30 protein-coding genes are annotated in these 21,117 nt (G+C 62.6%); 26 read left to right on the top strand and 4 right to left on the bottom strand.

Translation table 11 applies throughout. The features are described from left to right. The first annotated feature begins 29 nt into the window (after positions 1 to 29). Genes M2334_RS12185 through M2334_RS12170 form a run of 4 tightly spaced genes read left to right on the top strand, consistent with a single transcriptional unit; the run spans position 30 to position 3,565 of the window. The gene (locus tag M2334_RS12185; protein WP_264605557.1) at positions 30 to 926 is read left to right on the top strand and encodes a baseplate J/gp47 family protein; all 897 of its coding nucleotides are present in this window, start codon (positions 30 to 32) and stop codon (positions 924 to 926) included. Then, positions 923 to 1,456 carry a phage tail protein I gene (locus tag M2334_RS12180; protein WP_264605556.1) on the top strand — a complete coding sequence of 178 codons (534 nt, stop codon included), beginning with the start codon at positions 923 to 925 and terminating at the stop codon, positions 1,454 to 1,456. Before M2334_RS12185 ends, M2334_RS12180 begins: the two co-directional genes overlap by 4 nt. A 13-nt stretch (positions 1,457 to 1,469) precedes the next feature. Continuing rightward, the gene (locus M2334_RS12175; protein ID WP_264605555.1) at positions 1,470 to 3,332 is read left to right on the top strand and encodes a hypothetical protein; all 1,863 of its coding nucleotides are present in this window, start codon (positions 1,470 to 1,472) and stop codon (positions 3,330 to 3,332) included. Positions 3,333 to 3,358: 26 nt separating this feature from the next. Further along, positions 3,359 to 3,565 (top strand): hypothetical protein, encoded by a 207-nt coding sequence (locus M2334_RS12170; RefSeq protein ID WP_264605554.1) that lies wholly within the window; start codon positions 3,359 to 3,361, stop codon positions 3,563 to 3,565. Here the strand turns inward: M2334_RS12170 and M2334_RS12165 are convergent. Beyond that, positions 3,562 to 4,002: a hypothetical protein gene (locus M2334_RS12165; protein WP_264605553.1), complete on the bottom strand. Its 441-nt coding sequence runs from the start codon at positions 4,000 to 4,002 to the stop codon at positions 3,562 to 3,564. The two genes, M2334_RS12170 and M2334_RS12165, sit on opposite strands and share 4 nt — an antisense overlap. 192 nt (positions 4,003 to 4,194) lie before the next feature. Here M2334_RS12165 and M2334_RS12160 point away from each other — a divergent pair, with 192 nt between their 5' ends. From M2334_RS12160 to M2334_RS12085, 16 genes are all read left to right on the top strand, one after another. Further along, positions 4,195 to 4,740: a phage baseplate assembly protein V gene (locus M2334_RS12160; RefSeq protein ID WP_264605552.1), complete on the top strand. Its 546-nt coding sequence runs from the start codon at positions 4,195 to 4,197 to the stop codon at positions 4,738 to 4,740. Continuing rightward, positions 4,737 to 5,078: a GPW/gp25 family protein gene (locus tag M2334_RS12155; protein ID WP_264605551.1), complete on the top strand. Its 342-nt coding sequence runs from the start codon at positions 4,737 to 4,739 to the stop codon at positions 5,076 to 5,078. Before M2334_RS12160 ends, M2334_RS12155 begins: the two co-directional genes overlap by 4 nt. A 13-nt stretch (positions 5,079 to 5,091) precedes the next feature. After that, positions 5,092 to 6,201, top strand: coding sequence for a phage tail sheath subtilisin-like domain-containing protein (locus tag M2334_RS12150; RefSeq protein WP_264605550.1), 1,110 nt, complete (start codon positions 5,092 to 5,094; stop codon positions 6,199 to 6,201). A gap of 34 nt (positions 6,202 to 6,235) precedes the next feature. After that, positions 6,236 to 6,745, top strand: coding sequence for a phage major tail tube protein (locus tag M2334_RS12145; protein ID WP_181559078.1), 510 nt, complete (start codon positions 6,236 to 6,238; stop codon positions 6,743 to 6,745). A gap of 80 nt (positions 6,746 to 6,825) precedes the next feature. Continuing rightward, positions 6,826 to 7,161 carry a phage tail assembly protein gene (locus M2334_RS12140; RefSeq protein ID WP_264605549.1) on the top strand — a complete coding sequence of 112 codons (336 nt, stop codon included), beginning with the start codon at positions 6,826 to 6,828 and terminating at the stop codon, positions 7,159 to 7,161. Then, positions 7,161 to 7,292 (top strand): GpE family phage tail protein, encoded by a 132-nt coding sequence (locus M2334_RS12135; RefSeq protein WP_181559080.1) that lies wholly within the window; start codon positions 7,161 to 7,163, stop codon positions 7,290 to 7,292. The genes M2334_RS12140 and M2334_RS12135 overlap by 1 nt, the downstream gene beginning before the upstream one ends. 4 nt (positions 7,293 to 7,296) lie before the next feature. Further along, a complete protein-coding gene (locus tag M2334_RS12130) occupies positions 7,297 to 9,525 on the top strand; it encodes a phage tail tape measure protein (protein ID WP_264605548.1) in 2,229 nt (742 codons plus the stop codon). 3 nt (positions 9,526 to 9,528) lie between these two features. Beyond that, positions 9,529 to 9,903 (top strand): phage tail protein, encoded by a 375-nt coding sequence (locus tag M2334_RS12125; RefSeq protein WP_264605547.1) that lies wholly within the window; start codon positions 9,529 to 9,531, stop codon positions 9,901 to 9,903. Further along, the gene (locus M2334_RS12120) at positions 9,900 to 10,916 is read left to right on the top strand and encodes a contractile injection system protein, VgrG/Pvc8 family (RefSeq protein ID WP_264605546.1); all 1,017 of its coding nucleotides are present in this window, start codon (positions 9,900 to 9,902) and stop codon (positions 10,914 to 10,916) included. The genes M2334_RS12125 and M2334_RS12120 overlap by 4 nt, the downstream gene beginning before the upstream one ends. Before the next feature lie 65 nt (positions 10,917 to 10,981). After that, positions 10,982 to 11,269, top strand: coding sequence for a type II toxin-antitoxin system HicB family antitoxin (locus M2334_RS12115; protein WP_264605545.1), 288 nt, complete (start codon positions 10,982 to 10,984; stop codon positions 11,267 to 11,269). A 646-nt stretch (positions 11,270 to 11,915) separates the two neighbouring features. Continuing rightward, positions 11,916 to 12,620, top strand: a complete 705-nt coding sequence (locus tag M2334_RS12110; protein ID WP_264605544.1) for a hypothetical protein — start codon at positions 11,916 to 11,918, stop codon at positions 12,618 to 12,620. 371 nt (positions 12,621 to 12,991) lie between these two features. After that, on the top strand, positions 12,992 to 13,162 hold the full coding sequence (locus M2334_RS12105) for a hypothetical protein (protein WP_264605543.1): 171 nt from the start codon (positions 12,992 to 12,994) through the stop codon (positions 13,160 to 13,162). 105 nt (positions 13,163 to 13,267) lie between these two features. After that, a complete protein-coding gene (locus M2334_RS12100) occupies positions 13,268 to 13,705 on the top strand; it encodes a LexA family protein (protein ID WP_264605542.1) in 438 nt (145 codons plus the stop codon). Next, positions 13,702 to 14,964: a Y-family DNA polymerase gene (locus tag M2334_RS12095; protein ID WP_264605541.1), complete on the top strand. Its 1,263-nt coding sequence runs from the start codon at positions 13,702 to 13,704 to the stop codon at positions 14,962 to 14,964. The genes M2334_RS12100 and M2334_RS12095 overlap by 4 nt, the downstream gene beginning before the upstream one ends. A gap of 117 nt (positions 14,965 to 15,081) precedes the next feature. Next, entirely contained in the window at positions 15,082 to 16,191 is a 1,110-nt protein-coding gene (locus M2334_RS12090; protein WP_264605540.1) for a hypothetical protein, read from the top strand. A gap of 232 nt (positions 16,192 to 16,423) precedes the next feature. Continuing rightward, positions 16,424 to 17,017 (top strand): SOS response-associated peptidase family protein, encoded by a 594-nt coding sequence (locus tag M2334_RS12085; RefSeq protein WP_264605539.1) that lies wholly within the window; start codon positions 16,424 to 16,426, stop codon positions 17,015 to 17,017. A gap of 332 nt (positions 17,018 to 17,349) precedes the next feature. Here the strand turns inward: M2334_RS12085 and M2334_RS12080 are convergent, their stop codons facing one another. The 3 genes from M2334_RS12080 to M2334_RS12070 form a co-directional block, all read right to left on the bottom strand. Beyond that, the gene (locus M2334_RS12080; RefSeq protein WP_264605538.1) at positions 17,350 to 17,517 is read right to left on the bottom strand and encodes a hypothetical protein; all 168 of its coding nucleotides are present in this window, start codon (positions 17,515 to 17,517) and stop codon (positions 17,350 to 17,352) included. A 102-nt stretch (positions 17,518 to 17,619) separates the two neighbouring features. Continuing rightward, positions 17,620 to 17,919 (bottom strand): hypothetical protein, encoded by a 300-nt coding sequence (locus M2334_RS12075; RefSeq protein ID WP_264605537.1) that lies wholly within the window; start codon positions 17,917 to 17,919, stop codon positions 17,620 to 17,622. Positions 17,920 to 18,359: 440 nt separating this feature from the next. Continuing rightward, a complete protein-coding gene (locus M2334_RS12070; protein ID WP_264576231.1) occupies positions 18,360 to 18,689 on the bottom strand; it encodes a helix-turn-helix domain-containing protein in 330 nt (109 codons plus the stop codon). 85 nt (positions 18,690 to 18,774) lie between these two features. Here M2334_RS12070 and M2334_RS12065 point away from each other — a divergent pair, with 85 nt between their 5' ends. The 6 genes from M2334_RS12065 to M2334_RS12040 all read left to right on the top strand — a co-directional run bounded on the left by M2334_RS12065 (position 18,775) and on the right by M2334_RS12040 (position 21,115). After that, on the top strand, positions 18,775 to 19,113 hold the full coding sequence (locus M2334_RS12065) for a helix-turn-helix domain-containing protein (protein ID WP_264605536.1): 339 nt from the start codon (positions 18,775 to 18,777) through the stop codon (positions 19,111 to 19,113). Continuing rightward, on the top strand, positions 19,110 to 19,412 hold the full coding sequence (locus tag M2334_RS12060; RefSeq protein ID WP_264605535.1) for a hypothetical protein: 303 nt from the start codon (positions 19,110 to 19,112) through the stop codon (positions 19,410 to 19,412). The genes M2334_RS12065 and M2334_RS12060 overlap by 4 nt, the downstream gene beginning before the upstream one ends. Beyond that, complete coding sequence (locus M2334_RS12055) at positions 19,409 to 19,894, top strand: hypothetical protein (RefSeq protein WP_264605534.1); 486 nt, start codon at positions 19,409 to 19,411, stop codon at positions 19,892 to 19,894. Before M2334_RS12060 ends, M2334_RS12055 begins: the two co-directional genes overlap by 4 nt. Then, complete coding sequence (locus tag M2334_RS12050) at positions 19,872 to 20,261, top strand: ogr/Delta-like zinc finger family protein (RefSeq protein ID WP_264605533.1); 390 nt, start codon at positions 19,872 to 19,874, stop codon at positions 20,259 to 20,261. The genes M2334_RS12055 and M2334_RS12050 overlap by 23 nt, the downstream gene beginning before the upstream one ends. Before the next feature lie 110 nt (positions 20,262 to 20,371). Next, complete coding sequence (locus M2334_RS12045) at positions 20,372 to 20,818, top strand: hypothetical protein (protein WP_264605532.1); 447 nt, start codon at positions 20,372 to 20,374, stop codon at positions 20,816 to 20,818. A 27-nt stretch (positions 20,819 to 20,845) separates the two neighbouring features. Beyond that, positions 20,846 to 21,115: a DUF2312 domain-containing protein gene (locus M2334_RS12040; protein WP_264605531.1), complete on the top strand. Its 270-nt coding sequence runs from the start codon at positions 20,846 to 20,848 to the stop codon at positions 21,113 to 21,115. Positions 21,116 to 21,117: the final 2 nt, after the last annotated feature.

Below are 21,117 nucleotides of genomic sequence, written 5' to 3'. Positions count from 1 at the left end.
AGATGTGAGCGCTGGGCATTGCTCCGACCATGACGGACGCGACCTTCTCAGCCATCGACCTATCGCGCCTGCCGGCGCCCGCCGTGGTCGAGCAGCTCAGCTATGAGGCGATCTTTGGCGCGATGACCGCCTCGCTACTGGCCGTGATGCCGGACTTCGACGCCAGCCTTGAGAGCGACCCGGCGGTGAAGATCCTGCAGGTCGCGGCCTACCGCGAATTGCTGATCCGCCAGCATGTGAACGACGCTGCCCGCGCGGTCATGGTAGCCTATGCCAAGGGACCGGACCTCGATCATCTCGGCGCCCTTTTCGGGGTTCCGCGACTGGAGCTGGTGCCGGCGGATCCCGAGGCGGACACGCCGGCCGTGATGGAAGGCGATGAGGATTTCCGCCGGCGCATCATCTTCGCGCCTGAGGCGATGTCGGTGGCCGGGCCGAGCGGTGCGTACATTGCCCATGCGCTAAGCGCTGATGGGGATGTCCTTGACGCCTCGGCCGCGTCGCCTGCGCCCGCCGAAGTGACCGTCTATGTGCTCTCGCGCGTCGGCGATGGCACGGCGGCGCCCGAGCTGCTCGCGGCCGTCACGGCGGCGCTCTCCGATGAGACGGTGCGGCCGGTGGCCGACCGGGTGACCGTGCAATCGGCCAGCATCGTCCAATATGCCGTGCAGGCGACGATCAAGACCTATGCGGGGCCGGACCCTGTCGTCGTGCTGGCCGAAGCGCAGGCCCGGGCCGAGGCTTATGTTCAGTCCCACAAGCGCCTTGGCTTCGATGTGACGCGCTCGGGCCTGTTCGCAGCCCTTCATGTGGCGGGCGTCCAGAATGTCGTTCTGGTCGAGCCGGCGGCCGATATCGTCATCGATCCGAGCGAGGCCGCGCACTGCACTGGCATCGCCCTCACCAATGGCGGCACGGACGAATGAGCTTGCTGCCACCCAACGCCTCGGCGCTTGAACTGGCCCTTGAAGCGGCGGTGATGGGACAGGCGGTGCCCGTGCCGCTGCGCGAGGTTTGGTCCCCGCAGAGCTGCCCAGAGCGCCACCTGCCATGGCTCGCCTGGGCGCTCTCGGTCGATGAGTGGGATGCGAGCTGGCCGGTCTCCGTGCGGCGGCAGGTGATCGCCAGCGCGATTGCCGTGCATCGCCGTAAAGGCACGCTCGCGGCCGTGCGTGCCGCCGTCGCGGCGCTGGGTGGTTCCATTTCCATCCGCGAATGGTGGGAAACCGAGCCGATGGGTGAGCCGGGCACATTCTCGCTCATCCTCGCCCTGTCCGAGGTCAACGGTGCGGCGCCAGGCGCGGCCTATGTCGATGCCACGATCAGGCAGGTCGAGCGCGCCAAGCCGCTGAGCCGACCCTTCGATTTCACGCTCGCCATCGCCGCCGCCGGCGCGATCGGCATCGCACCCTACGCCCGTGCCGTGGTGTCCGCCCGGCTCGACATGGCGGCCTAAGGAGACCTGCAGCATGGCGCTTACGCTTACCGTCACCAACGCCGGCCGCGACGCAGTCGTCAATGCAGAAGGCACCGGCACGGCGCCCCTCACGATCACGCAAGTCGGCCTGTCGGCGACGGCTGTTGCGGCGGTGCCTACAGCGACAGCGCTGGCCGGCGAGTTCAAGCGGGTCGCGGCGGCGGGCGGGGGGACGGTGGCGCCCGATACGATCCACCTGATCGCGCGGGACGATAGCGCCGACGCCTTCACGATGCGCAGCTTTGCGCTCTATCTCGCCGATGGCACGCTCTTCGCTCTGTACGGCCAGGCCGGCGCCATCGTCGAGAAAACGGCCAGCTCCATCGCCTTGCTCCAGTGCGATATCAAATTCGCCGATATCGCGGCAGCAAGCCTCACCTTCGGCGATCTGGAGTTCATCAATCCGCCCGCATCCGAGACGGTGAAAGGCGTTGCCGAGATCGCCACGCAAGCCGAGACGGATGCCGGCGCGGATGATCAGCGGATCGTCACACCCAAGAAGCTCATGATGGGCCTTGCAACCTGGGCAGCAGTTACCTTCGGCGATGTCTGGCGAGCCAGCAATGACGGGTCCGGCTCGGGCCTCGATGCCGATCTGCTCGATGGGCAGCACGGGAGCTATTACGGCAATATCCCCGCGCGCCTGGGCTACACGCCCGCGAACAAGGCCGGCGATACCTTCACCGGCACCGTGGCCGCGCCGTCGATCGAGATCAGCAGTGGCGATCTGTTTCTCAGCCGCACCAATGGGAGCACTGCCCAGATCCTGCGGCCCAATCTTGCGGGCTATAAGAGCCTGAAAATCGGCGTCTCGGGCGGCGGCAATCTCGACACGCTCGAACTGGCGAGCCTGTCCGTCACGATCCGGGGCAATATGGTCTGGCATGCGGGCAATGATGGCGCCGGCTCGGGCCTCGATGCGGATCTGCTCGATGGTCAGGATAGCAACTATTTCACCAACATCGTTGCGCGCCTGGGCTACACGCCGCTCAATGCCTCGCTCTACACGGCGGCCGATATCCTCGCCAAGCTCGCCACCGTGGACGGGTCCGGCTCCGGCCTCGATGCCGATCTGCTGGACGGGATCAATTCGAGCGGCTTCCTGCGCGCTAATGCGGGCGCATGGGTCTATTCGACCGACGGCATTGCGCGCTTCTACTTCGCGGATGTCACATTCATCGGCGGCGGCCCGCAGGGCTGGTCGTTTCAGTATGGCGGCGTTAATCGGGTCACGATCTCAACCGGTGGCAATATTTGGACAGCGGGGTCGATTCAGTCGACCGGCAATGTCGAGGCGAGCGATGGGAACGCCGTCAGCCGTATTGCAGCCAATGGCGATATTACGACCTCCCGAGCCGGCGGCGTCGAAGGCGTGGTCTGGTTCGGGAACGGCGGCAACCGATATCTGCATTACAGCGGATCGACCTACAATCTCGTGAACGCGCCGCTCTATGTGAATGGCGGCTATGTCTGGACCTCGACCAACGATGGCGCGGGGTCCGGCCTCGATGCTGATACGCTCGATGGCAAGCATGCGAACGCCTTTCTTGAAGTGACCGCGAGCTACATCGTCGAGAATGGCGGCTATCGCGTGACAGCGGACGGCCTCAAGGAGACGTGGGGTTTCATCACCATCGGGCCGGACAGCATCGGCACCTACAACTTGCCGGTCGGCCATTCGAGCTGGGTGAACCCCGTCATTTCGGCATACTGGCCTGCTAACCAAACGGTCAGCCAGCACGCCACCGACTGGTATCAGACCCTCTACAATGGTGCCGGCCAACCCTACGCGATCCAGTTCTGGAACGCGGACGATCGCTACGTGCGCGTCCACGTCCAGACCAAGGGCGTCTGACCCCGCAATCTCGAAAGGAAGACCTCATGAAAATCAGCATTGGCGCCTTCAACGCCGACACCAACGAAGTGCCCGTGACCCTGACGATCGACGGCGCAAAGTATCAGCGCAATGTGCGAGCAGTGCTGAAGGATGACAGCAGCTATGACCGCGCTGCGACTAAGACGCGCGTTGAAGAAGTCGCTCGGGGTTATCCCGCCAAGATCGCCGCCGGGGTGGTTTCCCCCGCCTAGCGGTTATTGCTTTCGATCCAGGCACGGTAATCGCCCTGCAGGCAAAGTCCGCTCTCGGCACACGATAGATGCCGGTTCATGAGCGTTCGTGCCTTGTTGATAGCGGTGCACGGGGTATCGGGATGGAAATCGAGAGCCACATAAACCGCGATGGGGAACGATGCAGTTTGCCCTAGATATTCGTCAAGTTTAGCTTCCGAAATTGCCGCAGCATTATCACCCCATAGAAACCGACCCGAACCATCAATTCTGAGGGCGTTGACGTAAGGAGGCTCGATGCCCGTCGGGCGCTCGCTCCAGAACGCCTCATCATTGGCATGATGAAATCCCGCTGTAAGGTCGCCGCAGCCGTTACGAGCTACATCGCTGGATGGGCCACTGGCGCCCGAACAAGAAGCAAGAACCGCGACGATCGCTGAAAGAGCCAAATGACGCATTTGCGTCAATATAACGAAAGCACCGCGCCACAAAAGTCGGGTTCGAAATAATAGCTTCAACTTCTTGCTGCTTGCGAGCGGACGCGACATTAGACTGGCGCCCGTCCCCGTCGCTACCGCCTCTCTTGTGAGAACCGATCCCACAAGCCCTTAGGGTAGCTCTGCATCCACCGGCGGTGGATGCAGTCTTTCATGGCGCAGACCGAAGACATGCCCGGCCTCCTTGGCGACTTGATCCGCATCGGCGTGGTCGAGACGGTCGGCCTTGCCGACGCCACGCTCACCGCAAAGCTCGGCGACATCGTCTCGCCGTCCGTGCCCTGGCTTGAGCTGGCCGGCGGCTTCCGTACCTGGTGCCCGCCCACGGTCGGCGAGCAGATCCTTTTGCTGTGCCCCGAGGGCGACATCGCCCATGGCGTCGCCCTGCGCGGCCTCTACTCCAATGCGTTCCCGGCACCGGCCAGCGACGGCCGGGCACGGATCCTGATGCCGGACGGCTCGACGATCGATTATGATCCCGAGGGCCATGTGCTGGCCATAACGCTCGCCGGCGGCAAGCTCACCATCAATGCACCCGAGGGCGTCGCGATCACGGGGAACGTGACCGTCACAGGCAAGGTCGACGTGAGCGAGACGGTCACGGCAAGCGATGATGTGATCGGCGGGGGCAAGAGCCTCAAAGGCCACAAGCATAGCGGCGTGCAGGCCGGCAGCGCGCTCTCCGGAGCACCCGCATGAGCGGGATGGAGCGCGCTACCGGCAAGCGGATCGATGGCGTCGAGCATATCGCGCAGTCGATCTGGGACATCCTGACCACGCCCATATCCACGCGCGTCATGCGGCGCGACTATGGATCGCGGCTGTTCGAGCTGATCGACGCGCCGCTGAATGCCGTCACGCGCCAGCTCATCGCAGCGGCAAGCGCGGGCGCCATCGCCCGCTGGGAACCGCGCGTAAAGCTCTCGCGCATCGTCGTCGGTGGCGGCGACGCTGCCGGCAAGCTGACCCTCCTGATCGAGGGCACCCGGCTCGACCTCCCCGGTGGCGCGCCGCTCAATCTCTCCATCGCGTTCTAGGAAAGGACGAACCATGGCCATCATTCACGGCATCAAGGTCAACGAGATCAATACCGGCGCGCGCGCTGTGGCCGCCGCTTCCACCGCAATCATCGGCCTGGTGGCCACGGCAAGCGACGCGGACGTGACGACGTTCCCGGTCAACACGCCCGTCCTCGTGACGAATGTGACGGCGGCGATCGCCAAGGCTGGCGTGGCCGGCACGCTCGCCAAGGCGCTCGATGCCATCGCCGATCAGTGCAGCCCGATCGTGGTGGTGGTGCGGGTTGAAACGGGCGTCGATGCCGAGGCGACCGAGACCAACACAAAGGCCGGGGTCGCGAAGCTGCTGCAGGCCGAAAGCACGCTTGGCATCCGGCCGCGCATCCTGGGGGCACCCGGCCTCGATACGGCTGAGGTCATCAACGATCTGGTGGCTGTGGCGCAGAAGCTGCGCGGCTTCGCCTATGCGGCGGCCAGTGGCGACGATTTGACCGAGGTGAGCGATTTCGCCGGGGATTTCGGCCAGCGCGAGCTGATGCTCATCTGGCCCGAGTTCACGGACTGGACCGGAAGCGCCGTCGCCCGCGCCCTTGGCCTGCGCGCCAGGATCGACAGCGAGACAGGCTGGCACAAGACGCTGTCCAACATGCCCATCAACGGCGTGACCGGAATCGCAACGCCGGTCGATTTCGATCTGCTCGGCGGTGCGTCCTCGGCCGGCCTACTCAATGACAAAAACGTCACGACCTTGATTCGGGCGAACGGCTTTCGCTTCTGGGGCAACCGCACCATGGCGAGCGAACCGCTCTTTGCCTTCGAGAGCGTCGTGCGCACGGCGCAGGTGCTTATGGACGAGATCGCCAATGGTCTGCTCTGGGCCATCGACAAGCCGATCACGGCCAGCCTGGTCAAGGATATCGTTGAGACGGTGAACGGGCGGTTCCGCACGCTCGTATCGCAGGGCAGGATCGTGGGCGCGCGCTGCTGGTTCGATGCCGATGCCAATCCGGCCGCCTCACTCGCTGCTGGCAGCATCACCATCGACTATGAATACACGGCCTGCGCGCCGGCCGAGGCGATCCTTCTGAACCAGCGCATCACCGATAAATTCTACGCCAGCATCGCCGACCAGCTCGGCTGACGCGCCCGATTTTCCGACCAGAAAGGACTGAGCCATGGGCCTTCCCGCCACTCTCAAGAACATGAACCAGTTCCACAACGGCACCAGCTATGTGGGGCAGATCTCCGAAGTCACCTTGCCCAGCCTTGCCCGCAAATTCGAAGGCTATCGGGGCGGCGGTATGGACGGCGAAATCCAGATCGACCTGGGGCAGGAGCCTATCGAGTTCGAGTGGAAGGCTGGCGGCCATATCTCCTCGATCTACACGGGCTTTGCCGCCGCCACCCACGATGCCGAGCTGATCCGCTGGGTCGGCGCCTATCAGGATGATGGCACGGCACAGATGAAGGCCGTCGAGATCGTCGTGCGCGGCCGGCATCAGTCGATCGAGCCGGGGAACGCCAAGCCCGGCACCCAGACCGAAGAAACGGTGAAGACGGCCGCCAGCTATTACAAGCTGACCGTCGATGGCACCGTGCTCGTCGAGATCGACATTCCAAACCTGATCTGCCGCGTCGGCGGCATCGACCGCCACGCCGAACTGCGCGCCATCCTCGGGATCTGACCAGCTTCGCCCCGCCGTGAGTAATGCGGATGGCACGGCGGGGCGAAGACACTGACCATCCGCATCAGGGAGCATCCGCAATGTCCGATCACGCCACTTCCGGCGACGGCGCTACGCCCGCCGTGCCGCACGTCATTCTCGAAAATCCCATCAAGCGCGGCGATACGGAGATCCGGCGCGTGGATCTGCGCAAGCCCAAGGCGGGCGAGCTGCGCGGGATCTCGCTGCAGGCCCTCGGCCAGAGCGACGTGCAGTCCCTCATCACCGTCATTCCGCGGATCACGATGCCGCCGCTCACCGAGCCGGAAGTGGCCAATCTTGAGGTCGAGGATCTGGCCGCATTCGGGAATGTCATCTTCGGTTTTTTTCTGACACCCGCGCAGCGCCAGCGGATCGAGGAATCGTTGGGGATCTGATGGCCGACATTGCCGCCATCTTCCATTGGACGCCCGAGCAGATGGACCCGCTCAGCCTCGAAGAGCTGGTCTATTGGCGCAACGCCGCCGTGCGGACGTGGAACCAGATGAACGCGCCGGGAAAGGGGTAATCCCATGAGCAACCTTCTGCGCCTGGTCGTCAGCTTCGCCACGGTGGACCGCCTCTCCGGTTCGCTCAAAGGCATCGTCGGCCTGGCGCAGACCGGCGGCGAGAAGCTGGCCGGCATGAAACGCCATGCCCGCGATCTTGAGCGCGAGCTGACCGGTGTTCGCGCTCAGATCGCGGGCACCAGCGGCAATGTGACCGGGCTGTTCGCGCAGGAGGCCGATCTGCAAGCCCAGATCGCGCGGACAAACCGCGAGATGCAGGAGCAGGTGCGCCTGCTGCGCATCAGCAATCAGGTCGAGCGCATGCAAGCGCGCGGCGCTGCCCTGCGCTCATCTGGGCAGCAGCAAATGATTGGCGGCGCCATGATGCTTGCCCCGGCCATACTCGCGGTCAAAGGGATCGGCGATTTCCAGTCCGGCATGACCGATATCGCTCTCAAGGCAGAGCTTTCGCAGAAAGAGACGGCAGAGCTTCAGCGGAACATCCTGGCTGCAGCGCGCGCTGCGCGGCAGTTGCCGGAGAATATGCGCGCCGGCGTCGACACGCTCGCGGGCTTTGGCATGACGCCGCAGCAGGCCGTGCAGATGATCGGCCCGATCGGTCGGGTCGCGACAGCGTACAAGGCGTCGGTCGATGATCTGGCGGCGGCATCCTTCGCCAATTTCTCGAACCTCAAGGTTCCGATCAACGAGAATGCCAAGGCGCTCGAAGCGATGACGGCGGCAGGCAATGCCGGCGCGTTCGAGATCAAGGACATGGCGCAGTATTTCCCGATGCTGACCGCGCAAGCGCGGGCCTTTGGGCAGCAGGGCGTCGGGGCCGTAGCGGATCTGGCTGCAGCCGCGCAGATCGCGCGCAAAGGCACCGGCGACGCCGCGTCGGCCGCGACCAATCTCCAGAACCTGATGGCCAAGATCAACACCAAGGAGACCATCGACAAGTTTCAGAAGATGGGCGTCGATCTGCCGGCCGCGCTGAAAAAAGCCTATGCGGACGGCAAGACGCCGCTCGAAGCCATCGCGGAAATCACGAACACGACGCTTGGCGGCAAGCTCGACCGGATCAGCTTCCTGTTCGGCGACATGCAAGCGCAGCAGGCCCTGCGGCCGCTCATCCAGAATATGGAGGAGTATCGACGCATCCGCGCTGAGGCGATGGCCAGCTCGGGCGCGATCGATGCGAGCTTCAACCGCCGTATGGGGGACATGAATGCACAGATCCCCGCGATCATCGGCAATCTGCAGACCATGGCGCTCACGCTTGGCCCGGTGCTGTTGCCGTCGATCGTGCGCATCACCGAAGCGGCGGCAAGGCTGACCGACCGGATCGCTGCCTGGGCAGAGGCCAATCCCGGCATGGCCGCCTCGCTTGTGGGCATCGTCGTGGGGATTGGCGCCCTGCGCATCGGCGTCGGTGCGCTCATGTGGTTGTTCGGCGCGTTCCTTGGCCCTGCAGCCGGCGTGTACGGGTTCTTTGCCCGCAACGGCCCGGCGATCGTCTCGATGCTGGGTCTGCTCCGCACAGGCTTCCTGCTGCTCGGGCGCGGCATCGTCTCGGCCGGCGCCATGATGCTCGCCAATCCGGTCGTGCTGATCATCGTGGGAATCGTCGCAGCGGTCGGCGGCGCGGCCTATCTCATCTATCGCTATTGGGACCAGATCAAGGCGGCCTTCTGGGCCGGGGTCGCGGCCGTCAAAGGCGCCGTCTCGGCAGGCTGGACATGGATCAAGGCCAATTTCTCGCCGGCCATGCTGCTCGGCATCTTCAATCCGATTGGCGGCATGATCGTCGCCGGCCTCATCGCCGGGTTTAAGGCCATGTTCCCGCGCGCTTATGCGGAGGTGACCGGGTTCCTCGGGCGGCTCGTGACGGGCGCGAAGAAGCTGCTCGGGATCCACAGCCCGAGCCGCGTCTTCATGGGGCTTGGCTCGAACATCGCCGCCGGCCTCGCTCTCGGTATCTCGCAAGGGCAGGGCGCGGCGGCGATGGCGGCGCAGGAGATGACGCACCGCGTCGCGCTACCGGCGCTCGAACCGATGGCGCCGAGGCGTGGCGGGGCAGGGGCGGGTGCTGCACCCTCCTCATTTGGCGGCTTTGGGGACGTGCATATCACCATCCAGGCTGCGCCCGGTCAGTCTGCCCAGGACATCGCGCTTGAAGTGCGCAGGATCCTCGCCGGCATCCAGGCCGAGCGGGACGCTGCCAAGCGTAGCGCATTCCAGGATGAGGACTGACCCATGATGATGTCGCTCGATACCTTCCTCTTTGAGATCGGGACGCTGCCCTATGAGCAGCTCGCCCAGACATGGAACTGGCGGCACGCCAAGTCCGATCGCTTCGGCGCGCGGGCGGCTTCTCAGTTCCTCGGGCCGGGGGATGAAACCATGCGTTTGACCGGGCGCCTCTACCCCGGCGTGGTCGGCAATCATTCGAGCCTCGATCGCATCCGGGAGATGGCCGATACGGGCGAGAGCTACACGCTGCTGAGCGGTCGACAGGAGGTGCTTGGCCAGTTCACGATCCGCAGCCTCGATCTGTCCTCGGAGACGTTCATGGTGGATGGCTTCGCGCGAAAGGCGAACTTCACCCTTGAGCTGGAGCGGGTCGATTGAGCGGCTATGTCCACCCCAAGGCGGGATGGAAGGTGACGCTGGACGGCAAGGATCTGACCAGCACCATCGATCCGCTGCTGATCACGCTCACCATCGCGGAGAAACGCGGCGATGCGGCCGATCAGCTCGATATCGTCATGAGCGATGTGGGCGGGAAGCTGGAAATCCCCAAGGAGGGCGCCAGGCTACGCGTGAGCCTCGGTTGGGAGCGCGGGAGCGGCCTGCCGCTGGGCCTCATCGACAAGGGCGAATTCAAGGTCGATGAAGCCAGCTTTTCCGGGCCGCCGGATATCATCACCATCCGTGCCCGCTCGGCCGACTTCACCGATGCCTTCCGCGTCCGCCGCGAGCGCAGCTTCGTGGGCAAGACGGTGAGCGAGGTCATCGGCGCCATTGCCGCCGCCAATGGCCTGACCGCAAAGGTGGATGGCAAGCTGGGCGGCATGGCGATTCCCGCGCTCGGCCATGGCGCAAAGAGCGACGCCGCGCTGCTGCAGGCACTGGGCAAGCGGTTCGACGCCGTGGCGACGGTCAAAGCCGGCGCATTGATCTTCGCGCCCATCGGCAGCGGCAAGACAGCGAGCGGCAAGGCTCTCCCGACCGTGGAGATCGCTCGCAACGAAACGGTGACCGTCAACTATCAGCGCGTCACGCGCGGTCAGTATGATGGCGTCGAGGCGAGCTGGCACGACAAGGCCGGCGCCGCGCGCCACAAGGTGCAGCACGGGCACAGCGGGAAGGGGAAGGCCAAGCGCCTGCGCAAGCTCTATGCGAGCGAGGCGGACGCCAAGCAGGCCGCAGAGGCCGAAAGCGCGCGCATCGCCCGCCGCGTCGCGACCGCGCGCCTGACACTGGCCTATGGTCGGCCTGACCTGTTCCCCGAGATCCCGGCGACATTGGACGGTTTCAAAGCCGAGATCGATGGCCGGAAGTGGCTGATCGAGGGTGCCACACACAGAATGGATGGTTCGGGCGGGTTGTGCACTGATCTGGAGTTGGAAGCCCAGCGGTGATGCGGTACTGGCCGAGGCATCGCTAAGCGGCAGGCTGGATTTGAAACCGCCAAGGAGGGCTTGATATGAACCACTATTTTGCCCTCGTGCATAAGGGCGCCGATAGCGCCTTTGGCGTCACCTTTCCGGATCTTCCAGGCTGTTTTTCTGCAGCCGATGATGCGAACGATGTCGTGCCCCAGGCTCTCGATGCCCTTGCGCTTTGGTTCGAGGATCAAGAGGTCGTCGCACCCAGCTCTCTTGACGACATCCGTGCCCTACATGCTGACGAGCTGGCCAAAGGCGCCTATCTCGTCTGGGTGCCGTATATTCGCAGCCTAGGCGGCGCGATTGGTGACCGAGCACAGGTCTGAGCAAGCCAGGGGAAAGGCCGGCCTCTTAAAAATGGGTGGCTGCTTCCGAGCGCTGACAAAGGATTGGTGAAGGGCGAGTTTGGCGTGGGAAGCGGACATTGACGGTGGCGGCTTCTGGCCACACTATTGGCGAATGAGAATCTGTTTTCTTTTCCTGGTTTACCTGGCGACGCCAACATTTGCCCACGCACCCACTGACCCCGCAGAACTCGCTGAACCTCTGCCATCCAATCTGGCCTATAGATTGGAATACGCGAAGCAAGATGCTGCGGCTAACCACGACTGTCCGTCGCGCACGCAAAGGCGCCATTCTGCAGATTTCGAACGACGCTTTGGTCAGCGCATAAAGAGATTGATCGAGGTTCATACCGCTCGCAGCGGACCTGACCCGGATTTTATAGTCTTGAGCAGTTGCCGCACTTGGCGCGGATCGCTGAGTGAACGAGATGCTCGCCACCGAAAGGCAATGAACGATTTCGAGCCGGTCCTTCGTGCCCTTGAACGGGAGTTTGGTGGATATTAGCGCTAGTCCCAATAACGGCAGAACCGGCGTCGTGTCCGGACTGGCCGCTTTCAGCATCCATTTTCTCGCTTTGCCACGCTCGCAAAGTCGGTAAACATCACGTGAACCTTGTGGGGGGTCATCGTGGGTAAGAATCGTTTTCGCGCGCAAGCCGGTGCTGCGGCGCTGGTCATTTTGTCTGGATGCTCGGAGCAAGGAGCTCCCGACAGCACGGCCGCCGGGAACGGCGCTGCCGTCGCCGCTGAAGTGAAGACCGAGGCCCCGACGAAAACGCCCGATGGCAGGCTGTACGTTTCGGCCCAGACTATGTTCGACAAATTTAAGAACGGCGTCCTGTACTGCTACCACCCGGGCGATGGCAACAGTTGCGATAGCGTGCAATATGCCGAGACGGTGGTCAGCCCGACCCAGGTAAATACGATGTCCGCCTACAAGTGGAACGACATCGAGAAGCACGTCATGCGGCAACAGCAAAAGCTGAAGAGCGATGCGATCTGTGTGACGACCGACGAATGGTCCGTCGAGCGCGCCAATTATTACACCACCTTCGACAATGTGGCGAAGATCCAATCGACAGATATCAGCGCCGATCCTGACGGCCTCGAACGGTGGCGCAAGGACCTCCGAGAGCGTTGGGCAGGGGTGATGGGACATGAATTCTGCTATCGCTACGCTCTACGGCCCGATGAAAAGGGCGAAACGCACGGGGGCCAGTTCGAGGAATTCAAATTCTCCGGCGGCGTGCTGCAGCCGGCTGAAGAGCCAGTTTATCTCAACACCTATGACCGCAAAGATCTCGAAGCTCTGACGCTGCGGCCGCGGAACTAGGTGAGCCGCTGGCTGGCAAATATGCGGGGGAAATCATGACGACGGCTGTGTCTTGCAAGCTTTGTTACGGAAACGGATCGAGGGCATACGGGGCGGTGTGCGAGGGATGCGGCGGTGCCGGATCCGTCCACGTTCTTGAACCCGCCACTTCGTGCAAACTCTGCTCCGGAAATGGCTCGAGGGCTTACGGTGCGATTTGTGAAGGATGCGGTGGCTGTGGCTATGCGGGCCGCATTGGCGGATCATCAGCTGCCGCAGGAGCGATTGCGGCACCGGGGCAGATTCTTGCGACTGTAGATAATTCCGAGATCCTGACAGAGCTGCGGGCGATCAAGAACGCGACCGCCAGTTCGGCGCAACAGATCGCGGAAATGAGCTCCATCGCCTATTTCGTTGGCGTGTTCATATCGATGGGAATGAATTTCGCCGTCGGCCATGGTTTGGGCGCGCTGCTGGTGTGCTGGCTGTCGTGGCTCAACGTCGGCTATGTCGTCGTCGGCCTAGCCACCGGCACTTACGCGACCCCTGCCGCGGCGTCGTAGCGTCACCGCGCGCCTGGCCGGAGAAAGCGACGAACTGCACGTTTGGGATGTTCCCAATCTGTTCTCTTTGGCGTTATGTGAGGTGACGAGCCAGGGAATCTGATCATGCTGCTGCCAATCGCGCAGCCGGTCCCGCTCGCCGATATGGCGCCGGGCATCCGGTTCAAGCCGATCGGTGTGGCGGGCGCCGGCTTTCCAAGCCCCGCCCAGGACTGGGAGGAGGACACCATCAATCTGGCGGAGTTGCTGCGGCTCAACCGGGCCGGCAGCTTCGTGTTCCGCATCGATGGCTCCAGCATGATCGATGCCGGCATTTCTGACCGGGACGTGGTGGTGGTGGACCGCGATGTGACACCACGCAACGGCCATATCGTCATAGCGATCGTCGCCGGCGGCTTTGTGTGCCGTCAGCTCGTCTATCGCGGCGGCGTGCCCTATCTGGAAGCGCGGAACAGCCGGCAGAGCTATGCCGACCATCTGGCGGACGAAACCACCGAGATTTGGGGCGTGGTGCGCGCCGGCGTGCGCGATTATCAACGGTGAGCTGGGCGATCATCGACGTGGAGAATATGTATGTCTCCAGCGAACGGGTATTTGACCCACGCCTACGGCGCGTGCCTGTGATCGTCCTCTCCAACAATGACGGCTGCGCGATCGCCCGCAGCGCCGAGGCGAAGGCGCTGCACATCAAGATGGGCGATCCGGTATTCAAGATCCGTGACGTGATCAAACGGCACGGTATCGAGCTGCGATCGTCCAATTACGAGCTCTATGCCGACATGAACCGTCGGTTCAACGCGGTAATCGGCGAGCATAGCGACCTGGTGGAGATCTATTCGATCGACGAGAGTTTCTACCGACTGCCCACGCTGGCGGACGGCCGCGGCGATGTGGAGGCGGCGCACGCGCTGCGCGCCGCGATCCTCCGCACGGTAGGCCTGCCGACGCGGATCGGCCTAGGGCCGACGCGCACGCTCTCCAAGGTGGCCAACGCACTGGCCAAGGCCACCGAGAAGGTGTGGGGCGGCGTCGTGGATTTGCACGATAGCGAGCTGCGCACGCGGCTGTTTGCGCAATGGCCGGTGACAGAGGTGTGGGGCATCGCACGGGCGCTGGCGGCGCGGCTGCAGCCGCTGGGCGTGCGGACTGTGGCCGATCTGGTCGCCATGCCGCCAGCGGTGGCGCGCTCGATCGGCACAGTCGTGCTTGAGCGCCTGGTGCTGGAGCTGAACGGCATCGCCTGTGACGACTTCAAGCCTGAGCCGGAGGCACGCAAGGCGACGGCCGTCACGCGCCAGTTCGGCGCGCCGGTGACTGACCTCGGCGAACTGCGCGAGGCAATGGTGCGGCGGGCTGTGCGCGCGGCCGAGAAGCTGCGGGAGCAGAGCCTGATGGCGACGCGGCTGATCGCCTTCGCGCATGGATCGCGGTTCCGCGCCAATGCGCCCTCGGCGAGCCGGCAGACCCGCCTTTCGCCACCCAGCAACGATCCACGCATCATCGCGGCGCTCGCCGGCAAGATGATGGAGGCGATGCATCAGCCGGGAGCGATCTACACCAAGTGCGGGGTGCTGCTGGAGGAGCTGGTGCCGGAAGGAACAGGCCAAGGCGATCTGTTCGTCCAGGCCGATCCACGCGCGCGAGGCCTGCTGGCGGCCATGGACGGGCTCAACGACCGGTTCGGCCGGGGGACGATCCAGCTTGCGGCACAGGGTTTTGGCGGGCGGAGCTTCGACACCAAGCGGGGGCAGAAGAGCCCGTCCTGGACGACGGATATTCGCCAGATCCCGGTAGCTCGGTAGGAGGCGAGGATATACCGCCGGCCGTTAGAAAAATGAATACATGTAATGTCAGGATGCGCGGTTTAGAGTACCACCACATGATGGATGAGAAATTGCCGCGCCGATTGAGGACAAAGAATGTTCAAATCAAAGACCGTTTTCGTGATCGGCGCAGGGGCAAGTGCTGAGGCAGAACTACCGATAGGGAAACATCTTACTAAACGGATCGCCCAGCTCGTCGACTTCCGGGTGGGCCGTCTACAGACGTTAACTCAAGGCGATCCGCAACTGCTCAGCATCCTCGAACACATGGTCCGACAGGACCCAGACCCTTGGCCGGATAACCAGTTCTTGCGTTCAGGGAGAGAAGTCGCGGAGGCAATGCAACTCGCACCTTCAATTGACACATTTCTTCAAACCCACAAAGACAATAGAGAATACGTTTTGCTAGGCAAACTTGGGATCGCAAAAGCTATTCTGGCTGCCGAGGCTCGCAGCCGCCTTGCGCCGACCGCCGATCAAAGCTCGCCGTTCGACATGCGGTCGGTAGCTGATACTTGGTACGTCAGCTTGGCTCAGCACCTCTTTTCGGGAGTGCCCGCTGACGATCCTTTGTCCGCGTTTGAGAATGTCTCTTTCATCGTATTCAACTATGATCGTTGCCTGGAAGTGTTTCTTCATCGAGCCATCGCGGTCTACTTTCCGAGGATGGTGCGGGAAGTAGATGCAATCATGAGCAAGGTGCGGATCGTCCATCCTTATGGCGATCTAGGCGCACTCACTTTAGGGGCAGAAGGTCGAACTCCATTTGGCTCAGAGAGCGCGGACTTACTTCGCATCGCAAATCGGATCCTGACCTTTTCCGAGACAATCGAGGACAATCAGCTTTTGCATCGGATTAAGACCATCGTGAATGAGGCCGAAACACTCGTCTTTCTCGGCTTTGCATTTCACGAGCAAAATATGGAGATACTTAATGATAATGTACCGAAGGGCGAAAAGAGAAATAGTATCAAGAGAGTCTATGCGACGACGCTCGGCGTCTCACAGAGTGATCAACAAATAATTCGGAGTCAAATCGGCGACTTGGTCAAAGGAAGACCGATCAAGGATCGTGATCAATACTCGATTCAAATTGCCGATGGTGAATGTAAGAAAATGTTTGAAGAATATTGGCGTAGCTTATCGGCTGTCGCGGCTGATCAAGCTCGTTTTGGGCGATATAATCTCGTCGAAGTGATAGAATGAAATCCGAAAATTACACGGTTTTCTCCGACCTTCGCTTGTGATGGCGAGCCGCAAGCTCCAGGTGCTCGCGTTTATCGAGCAGTTCTTTTCTAAGCACGGGATCGGCCCCCCCCCCGTCCGAGTTGGCGTTATGTGCCGTCAGTCCGCTTTTGATCGCTGGAGTATCGGCCCGGAGTCACTATTTGAGAGTAAATCGCACGCGCTCCGGCGCGGCCATTGATGGGAGGTAGCCATGTGCAATCACTTCCGAGCTGATCCTTCCAAGCTCTCCACATGGCGTGAGTTCATCGGCGCCCCCCTTCCTGAGTTTGAGCTGCCGGCGGCACCGTCCGATATCTGGCCGCGCAAGCTGGCCACCGTCGCACGCCGGCAGGATGGCGCCATGATGCTGGATCAGATGATCTGGGGCGTGCCCCATGTCATGAAGGGCAAGCGCCCGGGCACGACGGTCACCAAGCATGTGACGAATGTCCGCAATCTCACCAGCCCGTTCTGGAAGTCGATGCTCGCCAAGCCGGAGCAGCGCTGCCTCGTGCCGTTCGATGAATTTGCCGAGCCGAAGATCGGTGCAGGCCGCGAGGAATGGTGGTTCCGCATCCCAGCAGAACCGGTCTCCTGCTTCGCCGGGATCTGGCGGCCTAGCCCGATCGGCGCGGTGTTCGCCTTCCTGACATGCGAGCCGAACCCGCTGGTCGCCCCGCTTCACCCCAAAGCTATGCCGGTGATCCTCCATGCCGAGGATTATGAGACGTGGCTTAGCACCGATTATGCCGGCGCCTGCGCGCTGGCGCAGCCTTATCCAAGCCAGATGATGTCCGTCGCCTAAGCCAAGCTCAGCCTCTGAACCTGTTGACCGCCCGGTTCCATGTGCGTTCATCTGGAGCAGGCAGATGAACCCTCGGCTTTTCCTGCGATGTCTCGATCCTGATCGGGCGCGCCGACGCGCGGCCCCGTCGTGCGCAGGACGCGCAATAGAAGCGAATGCGCGCATCCCGGAAATCGTCCGACCAGCCTTTTCGCTCGAAGATCCACCACAGCCCATGCGGAGCGAACGAACCTGCCCGTCCGCACGGGCAGATCACTTTCACGGTAAGGTGCCAGGCAGCAGCCTCGAAGATGCACGTCGCGACCTTGAGGTCGCCAACGTAGCGCGCCACATCACTCGGCCGGCGCCAGCAGCAGCTCGGCGCAGGCCAGTGCTCCGGTCATGAACGGGCCATCGTCCCGCAGGCCGGCCCTGATCTCTCCGAGAAACTGACGGTTGTCCAAGCCGCGGTCTTCCAGCGCCTTCGCGACCGCGTCGCGAATATCGTTGATGCGTTCCATATGTGTCTCCTGATTGAGAACATATGAGGAACATCGTGTGATTCGGTCAATGGGATTTGGAACGGGTCGTCGCAACCGCAAGAGCCCCTGACCGCCACCAATTCAGAGACCATTTTGGATTTCAGTCATGACCGCTTCGGGCCGCTTCCTGCTGATCTTCAAACGGCGGGTTTGGCGTGGAAAGCGGAAGATCGAGATGCGAAAATATTGAGGCGAAAGGTAGCGATTGCTACGCGGCGCGTAAGCCTTCAGGACATACCAGTGAGAAAATTGTTTGCTCTCTCGTTTGCCCTTCTTGCCGCCTCGATGGTCATGAGCTGCGATCGTGCCCCTGAGACATATGCGTCCAGCTGCTCGACGCCTCCCGCGGATTGGGGCGGCGAACGGGAAGGCATCGCTCATCTGAGATCCATTCAGTTCGTCCACATCAGGCAAGACGGTTCAACGCTTTGGAACAACGTGGCAATTTCCGACGAGAAGTTGCGGCGCTACATGGCGTTATCGACTAACTTCAATCCCGAGCCGCAAGTTATCCTCGAAGTTTCGCCAGAGGCACCGTGCGCTCGAGTTGATGCCGTCCGAGCGATCATGGATGCGACTTCTCTTTGTAAAGGGCCTCATTCGCTTTGCAGCGAAGGATCAAATTGGAGGCGATGGCCCGAGCCAGCACAATAACGCCCTTCAATGGGGTTATGTCCGGAATGTCGTCGTGTCCGGACAGTCAGCTTTTCTAGCCAAAGACTGAATTACTGCCGTGACGATTTCGAGCACATGCGAATTTTATGAGGCTTCACCAGTGCCCGTTAGCTGTGGCTCGGTTCGTCTTTGGTTGCGTTGACCGTCTAGCCGCCGTCAAGAGAGCGTGCGATCTGCAACAGTGCGCGCCGGTCCCGCCCGCCGAGGCGCTTAAAGCGTTCCGCCATTTCCCGAGTCTCGGCATCTGCCAGCACATTGTCCGGAGCGCTACCTTGCGGATCGTCCGTTTCGCCCAGCAAATATTCGGGCGTAGTCTGCAATTCGCGGGCGATCTTCAGAAGGTGCTTTGAACCCTGCGGACCCCGCGAAATCAAATAGTTGATGCTGGGTTGCTTGATGCCAATGCGCCGCGCTAACTCGGCCTGAGATAGACCGACATCATTTATCCGATCGCTAAGTCGCCGGCCTAGATCCATGGACTGACACCATATAGAACTGGCTATAAGCGCACAGTTAGATTTGTCTATTGACCGTTCTATAGATTGATCTATATTCAGCGGAATGATCACGACAACGACCCCCTTCGAAGCGCTGATGACTGCGATCGAAATGTTGGGCGGCCAGTCCGCAATGGCTCGGCTTTGCGAACTAAAACAACCGAGCGTGTGGAAGTGGACGCGGTCGTCGAAGCGACTCCCCGCCGAATATGTGCTCCGTGTCGAAGCGGCGACAGGCGTGTCCCGTCACGATCTTCGTCCCGATATTTACCCTCGCGATCATTCAGCGTCCCCCACGGATGCAGAGCCATCCGACGACTGCGAGCCGATTCTTACCGGGCTCGACCTCGTGCGCCAGTCCAATCGAATGCCGACTTTTGACCGCAGGCCGGAGGCGGCATGAACGTGTCCGGGACCATTGCCCTGTGCCTGGGCCTCACCATCCTGTGCATCGTTGCAGGGCTGCACAGCCTGATCCCCGCGGTCAAAGACATGATCGCGGACCTGCGGGCAAATCTTGCTTATCGCGATCTCACGATCGCCGCCAAGAACCTCCGCATCGCAAGTCTGGAACGTGATCTTGAGGAAAGCCAGCGGGGCAGGGGGGCAAACTGCCCTGGCTGTGGCCTCTCTCAAGCCGTGCCCGGCGGTCATCCCACGCTGCCGGGCACGATCCTCCTGTCGACGGAGGACGGCCAGTGACCAAGGAGCGTCGGCCCCTTACCTTCGAGCGCGCGCTGTGCCGGGTCGCGGAGCTGATCGGCTATGATGGCTGCGCGCAGCTTCTCGGCTGCTCCGAGAATTGGGTGCGCAAGCTGTCTGACCCGGATGCCGAGCGCGAGATCAGCCTGCAGAAGGCCCGTCGCCTCGATCTCGCTTATCTGCGCGCGGGTGGCTACGGGCGGCCCTTCCTCGAATGCTATGAGCTGCAGCTTGAGATGGGCGACGAAACCGGCGGCTCGTCCACCGGCGAGCTGATCGCGGCGGCCGGCAAAGCCGCGAAAGAGACGGGTGAGGCGGTCGGTGCCGCGCTCGCCGCCATCGAGAAGGGACGGGATGCGGGTTCCGTCGAAAATGCACTCCGTGAGATTGAGGAGGGGATCGAAGCCCTCACCGGCGTGGCCAATCGGCTGCGTGTCTCCGGCAATGGGGGGACAGGGCGTGAATCAGGCCATCGAAATTGATCCCGGCCAAATCGATCCCGGCTCTCAGGCTGCGGTCAGCCGGGGCGAGAAGCGGCGCCTCCCTATCGTGCGCTGCCCCGTCTGCAACGAGCGGGCGATGGTGCGCACGTCCGAGGAGATCACGCCGACGCTGCGCCAGCTCTATTATCTGTGCTCCAACTTCAAATGCTCGATGCGCTGGCGCGCCGCGCTGCAGGTGGAAGAGATCATCTCGCCTTCGGGCGTGTCGCCGGAATTCCGGCCGCCGCACTATCGCGAGGTCAAGCCACCGGGCCACGCCTTCGGCCAGGCCTCGCTGTTCGACGGCATCGATGTCGTGAGCAGCGCGCCGGCCAATGATGCCGTCTGCAGGAGGCCCTCGGGCTAAGCAGAACGGTATCGGCATCCAAGATGCCATAAAATCCGCAAAATATCAGGTGGTTAAAGACTGAATTTCAAATTCAGAACGGTCCTCTTTGTCTGAAAGGAATGCCCCCGATGCCTGCCAAGACGACGCCCCAAACAGCGGCCGTGCAAACGCGCGGCCCCTTCATCTCATTCTGCCTCGCCTGCGCCCGGCAAGAGAACCGCCCCAACGAAGTGTTGCCGGATGGCTGGACCTTCGGCGATGCCGGCGGCGTCCTCTGCCCGGATTGCGCCCCGCGCACCATCGCCATCATCCCCGCCGCAGGTGAGGATGACGATCTGTTGGCCCCCTCCATCGAGGCGCGGGAGATCGCGCTGGCGATGGGCTGCGATGTCCCGGCACCGGCGCCGGCCATCGAACCGCACATGCATCTGCAGCGCCAGACGGACGGCACCTATCGTGTCGCGGTTCTGGTCGGGGGCACCTTCACCCCGGCCGACGCCGTGCGCCTCGCGCGCCAGCTGGAAGTCTACGCGGCGCTCGCAGAACGGCCCGGCACGCTGGGGATGGCGGCGTGAGCTGCCCGGAACAGGGAGACCTCGAACATGGCTGACAACATCGCCGCCGAGCAACTGCGGCTGCTCATCGAGCGCGTCGAGCGCCTTGAGGAAGAGAAGAAGGGCATCGCGGACGACATCAGGGACGTCTTCGGCGAGGCCAAGGCCACCGGTTATGACGTGAAGATCATGCGCCAGGTCATCCGCTTGCGGAAACTGCCGGCGCAGGACCGGCAGGAGATGGAGGCGGTCCTCCAGACCTATCTCGCAGCGCTCGGCATGGACGACATGTTCGCCGGCTTTGATGGGCGCCGGTGATG

It is taken from the genome of Sphingobium sp. B11D3D (genome assembly GCF_025961755.1).
GTDB lineage: Bacteria > Pseudomonadota > Alphaproteobacteria > Sphingomonadales > Sphingomonadaceae > Sphingobium.
This window is presented reverse-complemented; position numbering and strand designations above follow the sequence as displayed.

Coding starts and splice junctions, on each gene's coding strand:
- M2334_RS12165 (WP_264605553.1), bottom strand. CDS start 4,002: ATGCGTCATTTGGCTCTTTCAGCGATCGTCGCGGTTCTTGCTTCTTGT.
- M2334_RS12090 (WP_264605540.1), top strand. CDS start 15,082: ATGTTCAAATCAAAGACCGTTTTCGTGATCGGCGCAGGGGCAAGTGCT.
- M2334_RS12185 (WP_264605557.1), top strand. CDS start 30: ATGACGGACGCGACCTTCTCAGCCATCGACCTATCGCGCCTGCCGGCG.
- M2334_RS12175 (WP_264605555.1), top strand. CDS start 1,470: ATGGCGCTTACGCTTACCGTCACCAACGCCGGCCGCGACGCAGTCGTC.
- M2334_RS12125 (WP_264605547.1), top strand. CDS start 9,529: ATGATGATGTCGCTCGATACCTTCCTCTTTGAGATCGGGACGCTGCCC.
- M2334_RS12115 (WP_264605545.1), top strand. CDS start 10,982: ATGAACCACTATTTTGCCCTCGTGCATAAGGGCGCCGATAGCGCCTTT.
- M2334_RS12135 (WP_181559080.1), top strand. CDS start 7,161: ATGGCCGACATTGCCGCCATCTTCCATTGGACGCCCGAGCAGATGGAC.
- M2334_RS12150 (WP_264605550.1), top strand. CDS start 5,092: ATGGCCATCATTCACGGCATCAAGGTCAACGAGATCAATACCGGCGCG.
- M2334_RS12180 (WP_264605556.1), top strand. CDS start 923: ATGAGCTTGCTGCCACCCAACGCCTCGGCGCTTGAACTGGCCCTTGAA.
- M2334_RS12060 (WP_264605535.1), top strand. CDS start 19,110: ATGAACGTGTCCGGGACCATTGCCCTGTGCCTGGGCCTCACCATCCTG.
- M2334_RS12105 (WP_264605543.1), top strand. CDS start 12,992: ATGAGCTCCATCGCCTATTTCGTTGGCGTGTTCATATCGATGGGAATG.
- M2334_RS12145 (WP_181559078.1), top strand. CDS start 6,236: ATGGGCCTTCCCGCCACTCTCAAGAACATGAACCAGTTCCACAACGGC.
- M2334_RS12070 (WP_264576231.1), bottom strand. CDS start 18,689: ATGGATCTAGGCCGGCGACTTAGCGATCGGATAAATGATGTCGGTCTA.
- M2334_RS12065 (WP_264605536.1), top strand. CDS start 18,775: ATGATCACGACAACGACCCCCTTCGAAGCGCTGATGACTGCGATCGAA.
- M2334_RS12160 (WP_264605552.1), top strand. CDS start 4,195: ATGGCGCAGACCGAAGACATGCCCGGCCTCCTTGGCGACTTGATCCGC.
- M2334_RS12075 (WP_264605537.1), bottom strand. CDS start 17,919: ATGAGCGATGCCTTCCCGTTCGCCGCCCCAATCCGCGGGAGGCGTCGA.
- M2334_RS12100 (WP_264605542.1), top strand. CDS start 13,268: ATGCTGCTGCCAATCGCGCAGCCGGTCCCGCTCGCCGATATGGCGCCG.
- M2334_RS12080 (WP_264605538.1), bottom strand. CDS start 17,517: ATGGAACGCATCAACGATATTCGCGACGCGGTCGCGAAGGCGCTGGAA.
- M2334_RS12140 (WP_264605549.1), top strand. CDS start 6,826: ATGTCCGATCACGCCACTTCCGGCGACGGCGCTACGCCCGCCGTGCCG.
- M2334_RS12040 (WP_264605531.1), top strand. CDS start 20,846: ATGGCTGACAACATCGCCGCCGAGCAACTGCGGCTGCTCATCGAGCGC.
- M2334_RS12085 (WP_264605539.1), top strand. CDS start 16,424: ATGTGCAATCACTTCCGAGCTGATCCTTCCAAGCTCTCCACATGGCGT.
- M2334_RS12155 (WP_264605551.1), top strand. CDS start 4,737: ATGAGCGGGATGGAGCGCGCTACCGGCAAGCGGATCGATGGCGTCGAG.
- M2334_RS12045 (WP_264605532.1), top strand. CDS start 20,372: ATGCCTGCCAAGACGACGCCCCAAACAGCGGCCGTGCAAACGCGCGGC.
- M2334_RS12170 (WP_264605554.1), top strand. CDS start 3,359: ATGAAAATCAGCATTGGCGCCTTCAACGCCGACACCAACGAAGTGCCC.
- M2334_RS12130 (WP_264605548.1), top strand. CDS start 7,297: ATGAGCAACCTTCTGCGCCTGGTCGTCAGCTTCGCCACGGTGGACCGC.